The 14,906-nt window shown below is 72.4% G+C and carries 11 protein-coding genes; 5 read left to right on the forward strand and 6 right to left on the reverse strand.

Features of this window, described 5'->3' with window-relative positions; all coding sequences use genetic code 11:
• Positions 1-6 precede the first annotated feature (6 nt).
• The 3 genes from ACFYSC_RS03795 to ACFYSC_RS03805 all read right to left on the reverse strand — a co-directional run bounded on the left by ACFYSC_RS03795 (position 7) and on the right by ACFYSC_RS03805 (position 5,303).
• The gene (locus tag ACFYSC_RS03795; protein ID WP_389956109.1) at positions 7-1,971 is read right to left on the reverse strand and encodes a hypothetical protein; all 1,965 of its coding nucleotides are present in this window, start codon (positions 1,969-1,971) and stop codon (positions 7-9) included.
• Between the two features lie 172 nt (positions 1,972-2,143).
• Positions 2,144-2,452: a hypothetical protein gene (locus ACFYSC_RS03800; protein WP_389956112.1), complete on the reverse strand. Its 309-nt coding sequence runs from the start codon at positions 2,450-2,452 to the stop codon at positions 2,144-2,146.
• Positions 2,453-2,777: 325 nt separating this feature from the next.
• A complete protein-coding gene (locus ACFYSC_RS03805; RefSeq protein WP_389956115.1) occupies positions 2,778-5,303 on the reverse strand; it encodes an MMPL family transporter in 2,526 nt (841 codons plus the stop codon).
• A 76-nt stretch (positions 5,304-5,379) separates the two neighbouring features.
• Between ACFYSC_RS03805 and ACFYSC_RS03810 the strand changes: the two genes are divergently transcribed.
• Positions 5,380-5,955 carry a TetR/AcrR family transcriptional regulator gene (locus ACFYSC_RS03810; protein WP_389956117.1) on the forward strand — a complete coding sequence of 192 codons (576 nt, stop codon included), beginning with the start codon at positions 5,380-5,382 and terminating at the stop codon, positions 5,953-5,955.
• Positions 5,956-6,153: 198 nt separating this feature from the next.
• Positions 6,154-7,671, forward strand: a complete 1,518-nt coding sequence (locus tag ACFYSC_RS03815; protein ID WP_389956120.1) for a protein kinase — start codon at positions 6,154-6,156, stop codon at positions 7,669-7,671.
• 27 nt (positions 7,672-7,698) lie between these two features.
• On the opposite strand, the gene ACFYSC_RS03820 is transcribed toward ACFYSC_RS03815, so the two are convergent.
• Together ACFYSC_RS03820 and ACFYSC_RS03825 are read right to left on the reverse strand one after the other, a co-directional pair.
• The gene (locus ACFYSC_RS03820) at positions 7,699-8,136 is read right to left on the reverse strand and encodes a VOC family protein (RefSeq protein ID WP_389956122.1); all 438 of its coding nucleotides are present in this window, start codon (positions 8,134-8,136) and stop codon (positions 7,699-7,701) included.
• Between the two features lie 102 nt (positions 8,137-8,238).
• The gene (locus ACFYSC_RS03825) at positions 8,239-9,993 is read right to left on the reverse strand and encodes a right-handed parallel beta-helix repeat-containing protein (RefSeq protein ID WP_389956125.1); all 1,755 of its coding nucleotides are present in this window, start codon (positions 9,991-9,993) and stop codon (positions 8,239-8,241) included.
• A gap of 64 nt (positions 9,994-10,057) precedes the next feature.
• Here ACFYSC_RS03825 and ACFYSC_RS03830 point away from each other — a divergent pair, with 64 nt between their 5' ends.
• From ACFYSC_RS03830 to ACFYSC_RS03840, 3 genes are all read left to right on the forward strand, one after another.
• Positions 10,058-11,002, forward strand: coding sequence for a TetR/AcrR family transcriptional regulator (locus tag ACFYSC_RS03830; RefSeq protein WP_389956128.1), 945 nt, complete (start codon positions 10,058-10,060; stop codon positions 11,000-11,002).
• Between the two features lie 66 nt (positions 11,003-11,068).
• Positions 11,069-11,935, forward strand: coding sequence for a GyrI-like domain-containing protein (locus tag ACFYSC_RS03835; RefSeq protein ID WP_389956132.1), 867 nt, complete (start codon positions 11,069-11,071; stop codon positions 11,933-11,935).
• A 122-nt stretch (positions 11,936-12,057) separates the two neighbouring features.
• Entirely contained in the window at positions 12,058-12,870 is an 813-nt protein-coding gene (locus tag ACFYSC_RS03840) for an aminoglycoside 3'-phosphotransferase (RefSeq protein WP_389956135.1), read from the forward strand.
• Between the two features lie 199 nt (positions 12,871-13,069).
• Here ACFYSC_RS03840 and ACFYSC_RS03845 read toward each other — a convergent pair whose 3' ends face one another.
• Positions 13,070-14,647, reverse strand: coding sequence for a glycoside hydrolase family 3 N-terminal domain-containing protein (locus tag ACFYSC_RS03845; protein WP_389956138.1), 1,578 nt, complete (start codon positions 14,645-14,647; stop codon positions 13,070-13,072).
• Between the last annotated feature and the right edge of the window lie 259 nt (positions 14,648-14,906).

Here is a 14,906-nt window from a genome sequence, read left to right on the forward strand (position 1 = left end):
GCCGCGCTAGTTCCATACCCTTATTTGTTCTTTGGCTTGCTCGCTGGCAAGGAACGCCGACGAGTATTCAATTTTTTTGTCGAACCCGTCATTGCGATCCATCCACTGCTCGTATGAGGCCAACTTCGTCCGGAGCGCTTGCTCCAACGTCTTGTCTTTACTGACCTCTCTCTTGGCTTCGTTGAAGAGCTCATCATAAGTCTTTAGATGGCCAGTCTTCTTGCTGACAAGTTCGGGCGGCGGATCACTCGCGGGGTAGCGAGCCTCGTGGAGGATATACGCCATGTCGTACTTCTGGCGGAGGACGAAGTCCGATCGAGCCCCGGTCGCTTTCTCGACCCTGGTCTCGAAGCTGTCGGCCCAACCGTCCAGAAGAGTGCTGATGCCGTATGCCTTGGCCAGGGTCCAGGCGGCTCCTGGGATGGGGATCTTGTCGATTCCAAGAGCCATGGTGTTCTTTGTGATGTCTCGGATCAGGTCGTCGGTGGCGTCCAGTTCGCCACGTACATCCAGCGTCGCTTTGAACTCGACTCCGGCGAGGTCACCGAACATCCTCGCCGTGTCTTCGAAGTATCTGGTCGTGCCACGTGCGTCCAGACGGGCTGCGGCTGTCAACGTGTCATGGCGGAACCGGCCCGCTTCCGTGTCGAAGTCCTCGGTGAGCCGTTCGTCCCCGACGAAGGTCTTGAGGAAGCGATGGGTGTCACCGGGGCTGAGATAGAACGCCGGAGTCACCCCCGGAAGAGTGATCCAGTTCTCTGGGATCTTCATGCCGGAGGCGCGGTCCACGGCCTTGTCGAAACGGGCACCCGAGGCCATTTCATGGATGTAGGACTTCGCGATGGCCACCATGGATTCTCGGGCGGCCTCGGGCATGTCCTCACCGAAAGAGCCCGCCGCCCTCATCATGTCCATGGTGAACGCCGCGGCCTCCGGGCTGTGATGCCCTGCCTGTTCGGTCGTCGCCTCGGTGCCCGCCTTCACGGCCCGGCCGAAGGCCGCCGCCACCTCGTCCCCGGTGTCGATCACCTTGGCGTAGCCGATGAGGTGTTTCATCTTGTCGACCTGGCTCATTTTCAGATCCGTCCCGCCCATCTTCGCGAACGCGTCCCGTACGGCCGCGCCGTCCCCGGCGAGGAGATCCAGCGACATGGCGACCAGGTCGGCGGAGTATCCGTACGCCTTCGTATCGGTGGTTCCGGCGGCGCGGCGGTCCTGGCCCGGATTCTTGGCGAAGTCGTCCAGGACCAGGCCGCGGGCCACCGTGCTGCGGACGTCCGCCGGAGCGCCTGCCCCCTTGAGCAGGGCGAGACGGTTCCAGGCAGCGGCCTTGTCATTGGTCGGCTTCGCCAGGTCGGCCTTGACCTTGGTGAATGCGGGGACGAGGGCGGGAGCGTGGAGAGCCGCGCCCAGAACCTTGCTGAAGGCCGCCAGGTCCTGCTTGGCGGTCTTGCTGCCGGTGCGCGCGATACGGCTGGCCAGGCTGTCGCGGACCTGTGGGGACAGCAGAGCGTAGAAGGCTGCGGCGGCCTGGGGGTTCTTCGCCAGGGCGGCGATCTCGTCGACGTGCTCGTGGATCAGCTTGGCCTGGAAGTCGCCTTCGAAGGTGACGAAGATGTCCTTGCCGTACATGGTCGCCAGTCCCCGGGCGGCCTCCAGCGCCTCCAGGTCGGCGGGGAGCCGGACGAGCGAGGAGCCACCGGCCCCTCCCGTGCCGCCCGGCTCCGGGGCGCCCGCGCCCAGGTCGTTGATCAGGTCGATCCGGCGGCGCAGCATGGACACCTGCTCGCCGCCCCAGCCCGCGATGTCGGCGATCTCCCGCAGCTCCGGAGCGCTGATCCCGTACCGCCGCAGTCTGCCGTCGAGCTCCCGGCTGAGGGCGGTCAGCCGGTCGGCCGCGCCGCCCAGGGAGGACGCCAGCCCTCCCATCCCCTCGGGGTCGATGCCGCAGAACTCGTCACTGGATGCCACCGGGACTTCCCCCTTTTCGATCGTTGACGGGCGGATGGGACCGGTCGAGCCGGTCGGCGACGGCCCGGTGTCCGGCGAGAGCTGGCGCCGTGCCGGTCGGGTTCGGTGTCCGGCGAGGGCTCGGATCGCGCCGGTCGGGTTCGGCGTCCGGCCGGAGCTCGGGCCGCGCCGGTCAGGTTCGGCCGGCCGCCTCCCGGCGCATGGCGTTCGCCTGCGACTCGGGCACCGTGGCGGGCTGGCGGCGCAGCTCCTCCTCGATCGCGTCGACCACCCGTTGGGCGAGCTGTCCGAGCCGCCGGTGCCTGGCCTCCAGCTCGGCGGTCCACGCGGTGGCGGTCGGCCCCGTCCAGACCCGCCCCGACCGCATCGCCGCGGAGGAGGGCCGGTAGGCCCGCCGTACCTCTTCGGCCCGGTCCGCGGCCTCGGCCAGCAGGCGTCTCAGTTCCGCGTGCCGGGGATTGGGCACCATCGGCTCGGCCACACCGCCCCCGCCCTTTCCAGGACCCCGATGAAAACAGACCGTTGAATACCGTTGAATACCACAGTAGGTATTGATCGTTCACGCCGACAAGGCTCGGATGGCGTTTGCCCCGTTTTCGGGTTCGCTTATCGCCCGGCCCGATCCGCCATTTCCCGTGGAATCCCGTTTTGAAATATCACGACTTTCGCCTCGGCCGGGCGGGCTCTCCCCTGCCACGGCGGACCTCCCGGTCTCGGTGATCCGGAGACCGGGAGGTCCGCGCACGCGGGGAAGCAACCGGGCATCGCACGCCTCGCACGCGGGGAAGCGCCGGGCCGGGCAGGCCTCAGTCGTGAATGTGGTGGCGCCGTTCGAGAGCCGCGCCCTCGACGTCCACGTTCGGCATGATCCGGTCGAGCCACTTCGGGATCCACCAGGCCGACCTTCCGAGCAGGTGCATGAGCGCCGGCATCAGCAGCAGCCGCACGACGAACGCGTCCAGGAGCACCCCGAAGGCCAGGCCGAACCCGACCGAGCGAATGATGATCGACTCACTGAACACGAATCCGCCGAACACCGCCACCATGATGACGCCCGCCGCGATGACCACCGAACGGCCGGCGCGCAGGCCCTGAGTGACCGCGAGACGCGCCGGTGAGCCGTGCACGTACGCCTCACGCATGCCGGAGGCGAGGAACAGCTGGTAGTCCATGGCGAGGCCGAACAGGATGCCGACCAGGATCACCGGCAGGAAGCTCAGGATCGGACCGACTCCGTCGATGCCGAGCAGACCGGCGAGCCAGCCCCACTGGAACACGGCGACGACCGCGCCGAAGGTCGCCAGCAGCGACAGGATGAAGCCGCCGGTCGCGACCAGGGGCACCAGGAACGAGCGGAAGACCACGATCATGATGAGCAGCGACAGGCCGACCACGATCAGGAGATACACCGGCAGGACCTCGGCGAGGCTCTCGGAGATGTCGATGTTGATCGCCGCCTGGCCCGCCACGCCGAGCGAGACCTCGCCGTCCACGGCCTCCACGAAGACGGGCTTCATCGTGCGCAGGTCGCGGACGAGCCGCTCGGTCGACTCGCTGTTCGGCCCCTCGGAGGGCACGACCTGGAAGGCGATGACCGTCTTGTCGCCGGACACGCCGGCCGGGGCGACGGCTTCGACGTCGCCGAGGTCCGCGAGGGCGTCCGCGACGGTCGCCTCGGCGGCGGTGAGGTCGTCGTCCGGCACCGCGGCCGGGAGGGTGGCGACCACGAGGAGCGGCCCGTTCGCGCCCGCGCCGAATTCACGCTCGACGACGATGAAGGCCGCGTTCGTGGTCGATCCGCTCGGTTCGGACGAGCCGTCGGGAAGCCCGAGCCGCATGGACAGGGACGGAATCGCGACGACGAGCAGGGCGATCACCGAGGCGAGGGCCGTCACGACGGCACGCCACGTCGGCATGGGCGCGACGGGCCTGCTCACCGGTGCGGCGTCCGCCGCGGCCGGGGCCGCCGCCGCGCGTTCGCGTTTCCTGCGGGAGAGCACGCGCATGCCCGCGAGCCCGAGCAGGGCGGGCGTGAGTGTGATCGCGACGAGTACGGCGATCAGCACGCAGACGGCGCCGACCGTACCCATCAGTCCGAGGAACGGGACGCCTGTGACGTTGAGCGCGAGCAGGGCGACGATCACGGTCGATCCGGCGAACACGACGGCGTTGCCGGCGGTGCCGTTGGCGAGGCCGACGGACTCGTGGACGCCGACGCCCTGCAGCAACTGCTTGCGGTGGCGGTTGACGATGAACAGCGAGTAGTCGATCCCGACGGCCAGGCCCAGCATGACGCCGAGGACCGGGGTCACCGAGGCCATCTGCACCACGCCCGAGAAGGCGAGGGCCGCCAGGACGCCGGTGGCCACGCCGACGAGCGCCGTGACGATCGGGAACGACGCGGCCACGACGCTGCCGAGCATGACGAGCAGGACGACCGCGGCGATCACGACGCCGACCGCCTCACCGACGCCGATGATCTCCGGGACGCCCTGCGCGATGTCGGTGGAGAAATCGACCTCGACGCCGTCGATCGGCTTCGCCGTGAAGTGGTCGATGACCCCGTTCTTCGTCTCGGGGGCCAGTTCCATGCGGGGCTCGGTGAACGCGATCGTCACCTGGGCGGCGGAGCCGTTCCCGGACACCATACGGATCTTCGACGCGTGGGCGAGCAGTCGCTCGCCGAGCGCGAGCGACTCGCCGTTCCTCGTGAGCTCGGTGCGTGAATCGTCGATCTTCTTCCGCTGCTTCGCGAGTTCCGCCTTCTGCGCGTCCAGCCGCTTCTGCTGCGCGTCGAGCATCGCGAGCTGCGGCGCCGGCGCGCCCGCCGACTTCGCCTGCTCGCGCGCCGCGTCGAGCCGGGCCTGGGCGTCCGCGAGCCGTTTCGCACCGGCGTCCAACTGCGACCGGCCGGCGTCCAGCCGGGTACGGCCGTCCTCGATCTGCCGTTTGCCGTCGGCGAGTTCCCGTTCGCGGCCCGCCCGCTGCTTCTCGGTCTCGAACGGGTCGACGGTCCGGGCGACTCCCTTCAGTCCGCCGGCATCCGCGACCAGCGCGCTGATCCGCTGCCGCTGCTCCGGGGTGAACGGCGAGCCGTCGGCGGTGTGGAACACGGCGGTTCCGGACGCTCCGGCGAAGTCGGGGAACCTGCCGGCGAGCTCGTCCACGACCTTCGACGAGGCCGTGTTGGGGATGTCGAAGTTCGAGGTCAGCGTGCCGGATCCGGCGGCGAAGCCCGCGCCGGCCAGGACCAGCAGCACTGCCCACGTGGCGATCGTGATCCACGAGCGCCGTGCGGCCGCCTTGCCCAGCCGGTAGAGGAGTTCGGCCATGTAGTCACCCCTTCAGGGCTTCCGAGAATTATCATACGCAACGTACCGTATTTGAAATATCGCTAGGATGAGGGCCATGCCGAGCCGAGGTCGCGGGGCGCCCCGCAGTGAGAGCGCGCGGCTGGCGATCCTTCAGGCGACCGCCAGGCTGTTCGCCCAGCGGGGCTATGAGCACCTGTCGATCGAGGGGATCGCCGCCGAGGCGGGAGTGAGCAAGCAGACGATCTACCGCTGGTGGCCGGCCAAGGGCGACCTCGTGGCCGACTGCCTTCTGGACGGGATGCTGCTGCCGTCCAGGCTGACGATCCCGGACACCGGAGATCTGCGCGCCGACCTCGTCGCGTGGCTGGATCAGCTCTTCCAGCTCCTCCGGGAGCCGGACGGGCGCGGGCTGATGATCTCGCTGATCGCCGCCGCGACGGCGAACGAGCAGATCGGCGCCCGGCTGCGGGACAGCCTCGGCGGGAGCTCCTCGCTCGCCGGGCGCCTCGCCACAGGGGTCGAGGCCGGTCAGCTGCGCGGCGACGCGCTCGTCGCGGAGCTGAGCGAGGCCCTGGTGGGCGCCATGATCGTCAAGGCCCTCAGCGGCCGCCCCGCGGAGAGCGCGGACGCCGTACGGCTCGTCGACGCCCTCCTCGTGCCGCCGGGCTGACCGCGCGGCTCCGGCCATGACGCCCCCACCAAGCCGCCCACGCCCTCAGGCCGCTCGCATTCTCACGCCGCCTACGTCCCCCGAGCCGCCCGCGTCCCGAACCGTCCGCGTTCCCAAGCCGTCCGCGCGTCGGCCGGGGCACCCGTAAGGTTGGCCAGAATTGCCGGGACGGAGTCAGTAGGGGCTGATATGCCGGATGTGACGCCGGATCTGATCGCGGGGCGGTATCGGCTCGTGGAGCGGATCGGCCAGGGCGCCGGGGCCGAGGTGTGGCGAGCGTACGACCACCGGCTCGACGTGGCGGTCGCCGTCAAGATCCTCGACCCTCCGGCGGGCGGTGCCGCCGCGGCCGAGCGGTTCGCCCGCGAGATGCGGGCGGCGGCGCAGATCGTGCACCCCAACACGGTCACCCTGCTGGACGTCGGCCAGGAGGAGAACCGCCGCTTCATGGTCATGGAGCTGCTGACCGGCCGCGACCTCGCCGCCGAGCTGGCGGCGCGCGGCCCGCTGCCGGTGGCCGAGACCTGCCTCCTGCTCGCCCAGGCCGCGGCGGGACTGGCGGCGGCGCACCGCGCCGGGGTGGTGCACCGCGACGTCAAGCCCGGCAACCTCCACCTGAACGGCGACGGCACGCTGAAGGTCGTCGGCTTCGGTCTCGCGCACGTCGCCGGCGAGGCCGCGCGGCCGACCAAGGCCGGCGCCATCGTGGGCACCGCCGCCTACCTGGCGCCCGAGCAGATCGGCGAGTCCGGCGGGGAGGCGGCCTGCGACCTGTACGGGCTCGGCTGCGTCGCCTACGAACTGCTGTGCGGGCGTCCGCCGTTCACCGGCTCGGTGCCCGAACTCATCCACCAGCACGTCCACCGCTCCCCCGACCCGCTGAGCGTCCACCGGCCGGGCGTCCCCGCCGAGCTGGAGCGGCTCGTCATGGCCATGCTCGCCAAGAATCCCGGCGAACGGCCGGCCGGGGCCGAGCAGGTGCGCCAGGTCCTGGACGGCATCGCCCGCTCGGTCCACACCCCGGTACGGCCCGCCGCCACTCCGGCGGTCCGGGCGGCCCGCGCGGGCGACACCACCGTGTTCGAGGCCCCGCCGGTCCCACCGGTCGTTCCGCCCGCCGTACGGCCCGGCCGGCCCGGCGGGGCGAGAGGGGATCGGCGGCTCCTCCTTCAGGTCGGCGCGGCCCTCGCGGCCATCGTGGTCGCCACCGTGGGAGCGGCGACCCTGTTCTCGGGCTCGTCCGGTCCGGCGGAGACGACCGCCACCGTGTCCGCCGCCGCCCCCGTGGAGCCGGTCCGCGAACGGAAGCCCTCCGCCGCGCCGACCCCGGCCGCCCGGCCCACGACACGGCCGACCGCAAAGCCGACGCCCGCGCCGACCGGGACCCCGGCCCGGCCCGCCGTACGGGATCCGCGTGCCTGGCTGGCGGCCTTCGACCGGGCCGTGACCGCCCAGCAGGCGCGCGGCGGCATCGATCCGCGACTGGCGCGCAGGACGCACGACAGGATCCGGGAGGCGGCCCGCAAGCTCGCCGAGGGCAGGGCCCGGGAGGCGGGCAGGAAGATCCAGGAGGCGGGGCGGGATCTGATGAGGGCCCGCCGCGAGGGCAGGCTCGCCGACGGGCCCCTGACCGCGTTCCTCGGCGACGCCGGTCTCGACACGTTCAGGGACCCTGCCCCGAAGGACGACCACCGCGGTCGCCCCGGCAAGCACTAGCCGAGGGCCGCCGGTGCGCCCTGCTCGTCAGCCGAACGCCGTCAGGGCGCCCCGCTCGTCGAACGCGGCGTTCGGCGCCCACGCGATCTCCCACCGGTGGCCCTCCGGGTCGGCGATGTAGGCCGAGCGCCCGCCCCAGGGCCGGTCCACCGGCTCGGCGACCGGAACCGCGCCCGCCGCCACGGCGGCGGCGAAGGCGGTGTCCACCTCCGCGGCGTGGTCGACGTTGCAGGCCAGGGTGATTCCGGACCATCCGCCCGGCGGCGGCGTCCCCGGCGCGGCCTCGGCGGCCAGCTCGTCCAGCGGGTACAGCGCGAGCACCGCCCCGCCGAGTGTGAAGGCGGCCCACGCGTCGTCACTCGACGGCAGCTCCGGCCAGCCCAGCCCGCGGTAGAACGCCCGCAGCCGCGGCAGGTCTCTCGCCCCCAGGGTCACGATGGACAGTCTCGATGGCATCTCGGTCATGCACCCGATTCTGTCCCTGAGCCGCCGGCGTCGCGCCGTCCTGGCCGAACCGGGTCCGGGCGGAGAGCGCCCGGCCGCTGCCCCGATCCACGCCGTGGCGGATCAGGAACCGGCTCTCCGGGGCCGGGGACGCCGGCCGGCCCGCGCCCGGATGGCGGCGGTGGCGGCGTTCAGCTCGTGCTCGTCCTTGAGGGTGACGTTCCCCTCGTAGGTGACCCCGTCCGGCGGGTCGTCGTGGCCGATCGGGTCGGCGTCCCAGAAGTTGTCCCGGTAGACGACGTTCTCCAGCGGCGGCGCCACGTGCAGCACGGCCGTGTTGTCGGCGCGGGCGACGACGTTGCCCTCCACCGTCACCCACGAGGCCCCGTAGTCGGTGTAGAGCCCGAAGTTGTACGGCGTGCGGGTGTCCTCGATGACGTTGCCCCGCACCAGTGCGCCGTCGTCGTACGAGCGGCCCTGCGACCCGGACAGGTAGATCCCGCCGCCGTCGGCCAGGACCCGCATGGTGTCGGCGGTGCGGTTGTGCAGGATGCGGGTGCCCTCGCCGGGTCCTGCCACGATCCCGCAGTGCGGCACGTCACCGATCTCGTTGTGCGCGACGACGCAGCCGGACGTCTCCATGATCGAGATTCCGGGCGATCCGCGGTACTCCAGCCCGATGCCGCGTACCAGGTTGTCCTCGATCACGGTGCCGCGGCCGCCGGACACCACGACGGCCCCGGCGGAGATGGTGTCGAATTCGCAGCCCCGCACGGTGAGCCCTTCGCCTCCGGACACGCCCAGCCCGGACGCTCCGAGCCGGGTGAACCGGCAGCCCTCGACCACCGCGTCCACGGTGTCCTCAAAGACGACGCAGGCGGGAATCGTCACGGACGCGGCGGGATACGTCACGAACGCTCCCTCCCCCAGGGCGGCCACCTCGACGCCGCCGCCCTCGTAGTAGCCGCTGCCGTGGTAGTGCACGAAGCCCTCGGGGCGGCTCGGGCGCAGCCAGGTCGCGTCGGCGAACACCAGCCCCAGGAACGCCGTCCCCCGCGCGCCGGTCACGCGCAGCAGGGTCTCCAGCACCGGGGCGACCGCCTTCGTGCGCGCCGGCTCCTCGCCGGGACGGGGAAGGTAGTGCAGCACGTGGTCGCCGGGGCGGGATCGGTCGAGCACGAAGGTGCCCGGCTCGCGCAGGAAGCTCGGGTCGTTCTCGATCCGGGTGGGCAGTCCGGGGCCGGTGGAGGTGACGCCGCCCCACGCGGAGTCGTACAGCTTCATGGCCCAGCCGAAGGCGGGCCGGGCCATGGTGATCACCGCCCGGTCGCCGTCGCGGGCGACGTCCGCGACGCCCAGTCGGGCCTCGGTCCACGGGTAGACGCCCCGGTGGACGAACTCCACGTCGCGGGGGCTGCGCCAGCCGAGCGGGCCGGTGCTGTCGGTGACGTAGCCGGTGGCGGTCGCGGCCGGGGACGAGCCCGGCAGGCCCGGGATGCCGGCGCGTTCGGCCCGGCGGCCGTCGACGTGGAGCTGGCGGGTCTCCAGGTCGCCGACCTCGGCCGTCCAGACACCGTCGCGCTCCCTCCACCCGGTGATCGTCCGGCCGCCGCTCAGGACGGCCTCCTCCTGCGCGGGGGTGCCGTATCCGTACGCCTGGTAGACGACGCCGGAGTCGGCCTCGGTGAGTTCGAGGGGCCGGGTGAGCTCGTGGACGCCGCCCCGGAGCAGGACGACGACGTCCCCGTCCGCCTCCCTTCCCGCCTCCCTTCCCGCCTCCCTGGCGGCCGACCGGGCCCGTTCCAGGGTGGCGAAGGGGCGTTCGAGGGAGCCGGGCCAGAAGTCGTCCCCGCCGGGGGCGACGTGGAGATGGAGCATGCTTGACCGCCTTTGCTGTTTATACCGTACACAAGGTAATACACTATAAACACGGGAGGTGCCAATGGCGCGAGGCAGATCGGGGGACCCCGACCACGGCATGGAACTGCTGTGGCGGGAGGCGGAACACGAGCCGCGACCGGGCCTCAGCCTGCGCCGGATCGTGCGCGCCGCCGTCGAACTGGCCGACGCCGAGGGACTGGAGGGGCTGTCGATGCGCAAGGTCGCCGACCGGCTCGGCTTCACGACCATGTCGCTGTACCGGCACGTCCCCGGCCGCGACCAGCTCGTGGACCTGATGGTGGACGAGGTCACGGGCGAGGTCCTCGCCGAGGCGCGGGGCCGCTCCCCCTCCGGGGCGCCGGACCGCCCGCAGGCCGGGGAGGGCTGGCGGGAGAGGCTGGAGGAGGTGGCCCGGCAGGGGTGGGAGCTCCGCGGGCGGCATCCCTGGCTGGCCGAGGTGCGCGGATCCCGGCACCTTCCGGGCCCCAACGGCGTCGCCTACTACGACCACATGCTCGGCACGCTGGCCGGCACGGCGCTACGGCCGTCCGAGGTGATCGCGGTGATCGGACTGCTCGGCCGGTTCGTGGACGCCGAGGCCCTGCTCCTGGTCGAGACGCGACGCGAGGAGCGGCGCAGCGGCGTGTCGGAGCAGGACTGGTGGGGCGCCCGCGACTCCCTGTACGAACGGCTCGGCCGCTACCCCGCGATCACCCGCCTGTGGGAGACGGGAGGCTGGGACCGTCCGGAGGACTCCTTCACGTTCGGCCTGAGCCGCCTCCTGGACGGCGTCGAGGTGCTCGTCCGCGAACGCGCCGGGGAGCGTGACGATGGACCCGGCGGGGAGCGTGACGAAACTCGTGACGTAATTCGTGACGGGATTCGCGGGGAGAGCTGCCCCGAATGCGGCACCCCGCTGGACGCCGCCCGCTCCGGCCGTCCCCGCGTGTACTGCTCGCGGGCCTGCCGGCAGCGCGCCTACCGCAGGCGCAGCACCGACGCCTAGAGGACCAGGACCGCCTGGGAGATGAGCCGCTCCTGGCGTGACGGCTCGAAAGGGAGGGAGACGGGGATGCTGGACCGGCTGAACCAGGCCATGCGGTACGTCGAGGAGCACCTCGACGAGCCGATCGACGTCGCCGAGCTGGCGCGGATCGCCGTCACGTCGGACTACCACTTCCGGCGGATGTTCTCCGCGCTGGCCGGCATGCCGCTGTCGGAGTACGTCCGCCGCCGGCGGCTCAGCGTCGCCGGGGCCCTGGTGATCGCGGGAGAGGAGACGCTGCTCGACGTGGCGGTGCGGTACGGCTACGGCTCGGGTGAGGCGTTCGCCCGCGCGTTCCGGGCCGTGCACGGCATCGGTCCCGGCGAGGCCAGGCGGACCGGCGCGGCCCTGCGCTTCCAGCCCCCCATGTCCTTCCGCCTCGTCATCGAGGGGAGCACGAGCATGCGATACCGGATCGTGGAGAAGGACGGGTTCCGCGTGGCCGGCAGGAAGGCGCGGATCCCCCTGGTCCAACTGGGGGTCAACCAGCCGATGGCCGACCACATCCGGAGCATCGGCCAGGAGACCCTCGGGCGGATGGCGGCGCTGTCGGACCAGGAGCCCCGGGGGATCGTCTCCGTGTGCGACGACATCGACCCCGGCCGCGCGGAGGGCAGCGAACTGGACTATTACCACGGCGTGGTGACCGGCGCCGACGTCCCCGGGGATCTGGACGCCCTCGCCGTCCCGGCGGGGACATGGGTGGTCTTCGAGGACTCGGGGCCGGTCCCGGAGGCACTGCAGCGCATCTGGGCGGACGCCTACTCGCAGTGGTTCCCGTCCAACCCGTACCGCACCAGGCCGGGGCCGGAGATCCTGCGCACCCGGATGTCCCAGGACGGCGGGGAGGCCGAGGCCGAGCTGTGGCTCCCCGTGGAGCGGACCGGGGGCTGAGCAGGGGGCGGGAGCGGGGACCGGATCGAGGACCGGGCGCCCGCGGGCCCTCCCGACAGGAGCGACCCGCCGCCGGGGAAACCGTTCGCCACCGGCCCGGAGAGGAGAGGATCATGTCCGTCATGAGCCTCCCCGTAATCTCCGAGATCCCGACCGGACCGGTGCCCGTCCCCGCCGTCGTCGCGGCGCTCGCCGGCGGCGACACCGTCACCCCGGTGTGGCGCAACGAACTCGGCGGCCTGACGTTCCGCCTCGGGGACGCCTCCGGCGGCGGCCGGTACGTCAAGTGGGTCGCCGCGGGCACTCCGGAGATCGACCTCGCCGGTGAGGCGGAGCGCCTGGCCTGGGCGCGGCGGTGGGTGACCGTTCCGCGGGTCGTCGAGCACGGCGCGGACGCCGACGGCGCGTGGCTGGTCACGGCGGCGCTTCCCGGCCGGTCGGCGGTGGACCCCCGGTGGACCGCCGACCCGGCGACCGCGGCCGCCGCGATCGGCCGGGGACTGCGTGTGCTGCACGACGCCCTGCCCGTGGACGGATGCCCGTTCGACTGGAGCGTCGAGCGCCGGCTCGTCCGCGCCGACGAGCGTCTCGCCGCCGGCGACGGACCGGTGAGCGAGCTCGCCGCGCACGGATGCGCCGACCTCGCCGAGGCCAGGGCGCGCATCGGCGCGCCGCCCCCGATCGACCGCCTGGTCGTCTGTCACGGCGACGCGTGCGCCCCCAACACCCTGCTGGACGACGACGGCGCGTTCGCCGCCCACGTCGACCTCGGCTCGCTCGGCGTGGCCGACCGGTGGGCCGACCTCGCGGTCGCGGCGTGGAGCACCGACTGGAACTACGGCCCGGGATACGACGGCGTCATCTACGACGCGTACGGGGTCGCCCCGGACACCGAGCGCATCGCCTACTACCGCCTGCTGTGGGAGATGGCCTGACCGGTCGTGTCCACCCCGACCGAACCCGAGCCGTGCCGGGAGTTCGGCGTCTCCCCCGTCCGGTCCGGGTCGTTCTCCTCGGCGAGGACGCCCTTTACGAAGTACGTCCTATTTGCGAACAATCAGAACTATTCCGATTCAACCGGCATTTCGGGAAGGACCGGTCGTGGGCTTCGGCGCGGCCCCGGCCGTCCCGTCGTCAGAACCCCGCGCCCCCGGCGAGCAGTTCGGCGGCGGCCTGACCGCAGACGCGGGCGGCGCCGTACGTCGCCAGGTGGACCGCGCCGAGGTCGCGGCGGCCGGGTAGCCCCATCTCGACCACGACGGCGTCCGGCCGGGCGGCCAGCAGGTGCTCCAGGACCGCGGCCTGCCAGGCGTGGCGGTGGGCGTCGCGGACGACGGCGACCAGGGGCCGGCCGGACGCCGCGGCCAGGACCGTCTCAACCGCTCCCCCGGTGGCCTCCGGGGCGGTCAGGCGGGTCACCGTGGTGCCGGGCAGCAGTTTGCCGAGCGGCTCGCCGACGCCCCAGGGGGTGTGCGGGTCGATGGCGAGGTTCATCTCGGGGGCGAGTTCGAGCACGTGGGGCGGGGCGGGCAGCGGGATGACGGCCGCGGAGGAGCGCCGGGTGACCCGCAGCGCCCGCCGGGCGGCGGCCATACCGGCGGGGACGCCCCCGGGACGCGCGGACGCCTCCGGGGAACCGGCCGGCGCGACGGTACGGCCGGCGGCCGGCCCCCCGGGAGACGCGGAGACGGCGGACCGGCGGGCGGGTCCCGCCGAGGCGGCCCAGAGAGCCAGCTCGCAGACCCGCTCGGCCGCGTCGGCCAGCCGTTCCTCGGGGAGCCTGCCCTCGACCACGGCGTCGGCGATGGCGTCGCGCACCGCGACGGCGGTCCGCTCGTCGGCGTGCTCACCGCCCACGCAGATCGCGTCGGCCCCGGCGGCGACGGCCAGCGCGGACGCGCCGCCGATGCCGTGCGGTCCGGAGACCGCCTCCATCTCGATGCCGTCGGTGACGATGACGCCTCCGAAGCCCAGTTCGTCGCGGAGCAGGTCGCGCAGCAGCGGGCCGCTGAGCGTGGAGGGCATGGCGGGGTCGAACGCCGGGACCAGCAGGTGACCGGTCATGACCGCCCGCACCCCCTCGGCCACGGCCGCGCGGAAGGGCTGCAGCGCCACCTCGCGCAGTTCGTCGGCGTCGGCGCCGACGAGCGGCAGCCCGTGGTGGGAGTCGACGGAGGTGTCGCCGTGACCGGGGAAGTGCTTGGCGCAGGCGGCGACCCCGGCGGACTGCAGGCCGCGGATCCAGGCGGCGGTGTGCCGGGCGACCAGATCCGGGCCGGAGCCGAAGGAACGCAGTCCGATGACCGGGTTGCGCGGATTGGAGTTCACGTCCGCCGAGGGGGCGAAGTCGAGGTTGATCCCGGCCAGGGCCAGGTCGCATCCGAGGTCACGGGCGATCTCCTCGGTGAGGCCGGGGTCGTCCACCACGCCCAGGGCGAAGTTTCCCGGCCTGCTGCTGCCGGTGGCGGCCTCCAGCCGGGTGACCTCCCCCGTCTCCTCGTCGACCCCGACGAGGACCTGCGGGTTCTCCGCGCGCAGCGCCGCCGTGAGGTCCGCGACCTGGCTCGGGGAGGCGATGTTGCGGGAGAAGAGCACCACCCCGGTCAGACCTTCGGAGAGCCGCCGCCGGAGCCAGTCGGGCGGGGTCCTCCCCTCGAATCCGGGGAGGACAACGGTGTCCGCCAGGCGAAGCAGCTCTCGGCCGTGCTTCATTCATCCTCCTCGCCCGGCGACGGCGTCTCCTGCCGTGGGCGCGCGGGCAGCACGTTGTCCCAGGGGTCTTCCCGGCGAGAGCGCTCTCCCGGGACTCCCCGCAAATCTAATAGGAAAGTTTACTAATTGCCAGTGGGCTGACCGTGGGTCTTCACCCCGGCCACCGGCCGCCCCTCCCCTGCACGGCCGCCCCTCCCCTGCGCGGCCGGTCCGTACGAGGGAGGGCCTCCCGCACCGCCTGCTCTGCGCTCTCTCCCGG

Source organism: Streptosporangium sp. NPDC004379, assembly GCF_042873875.1.
Classification (GTDB): Bacteria; Actinomycetota; Actinomycetes; order Streptosporangiales; family Streptosporangiaceae; genus Streptosporangium.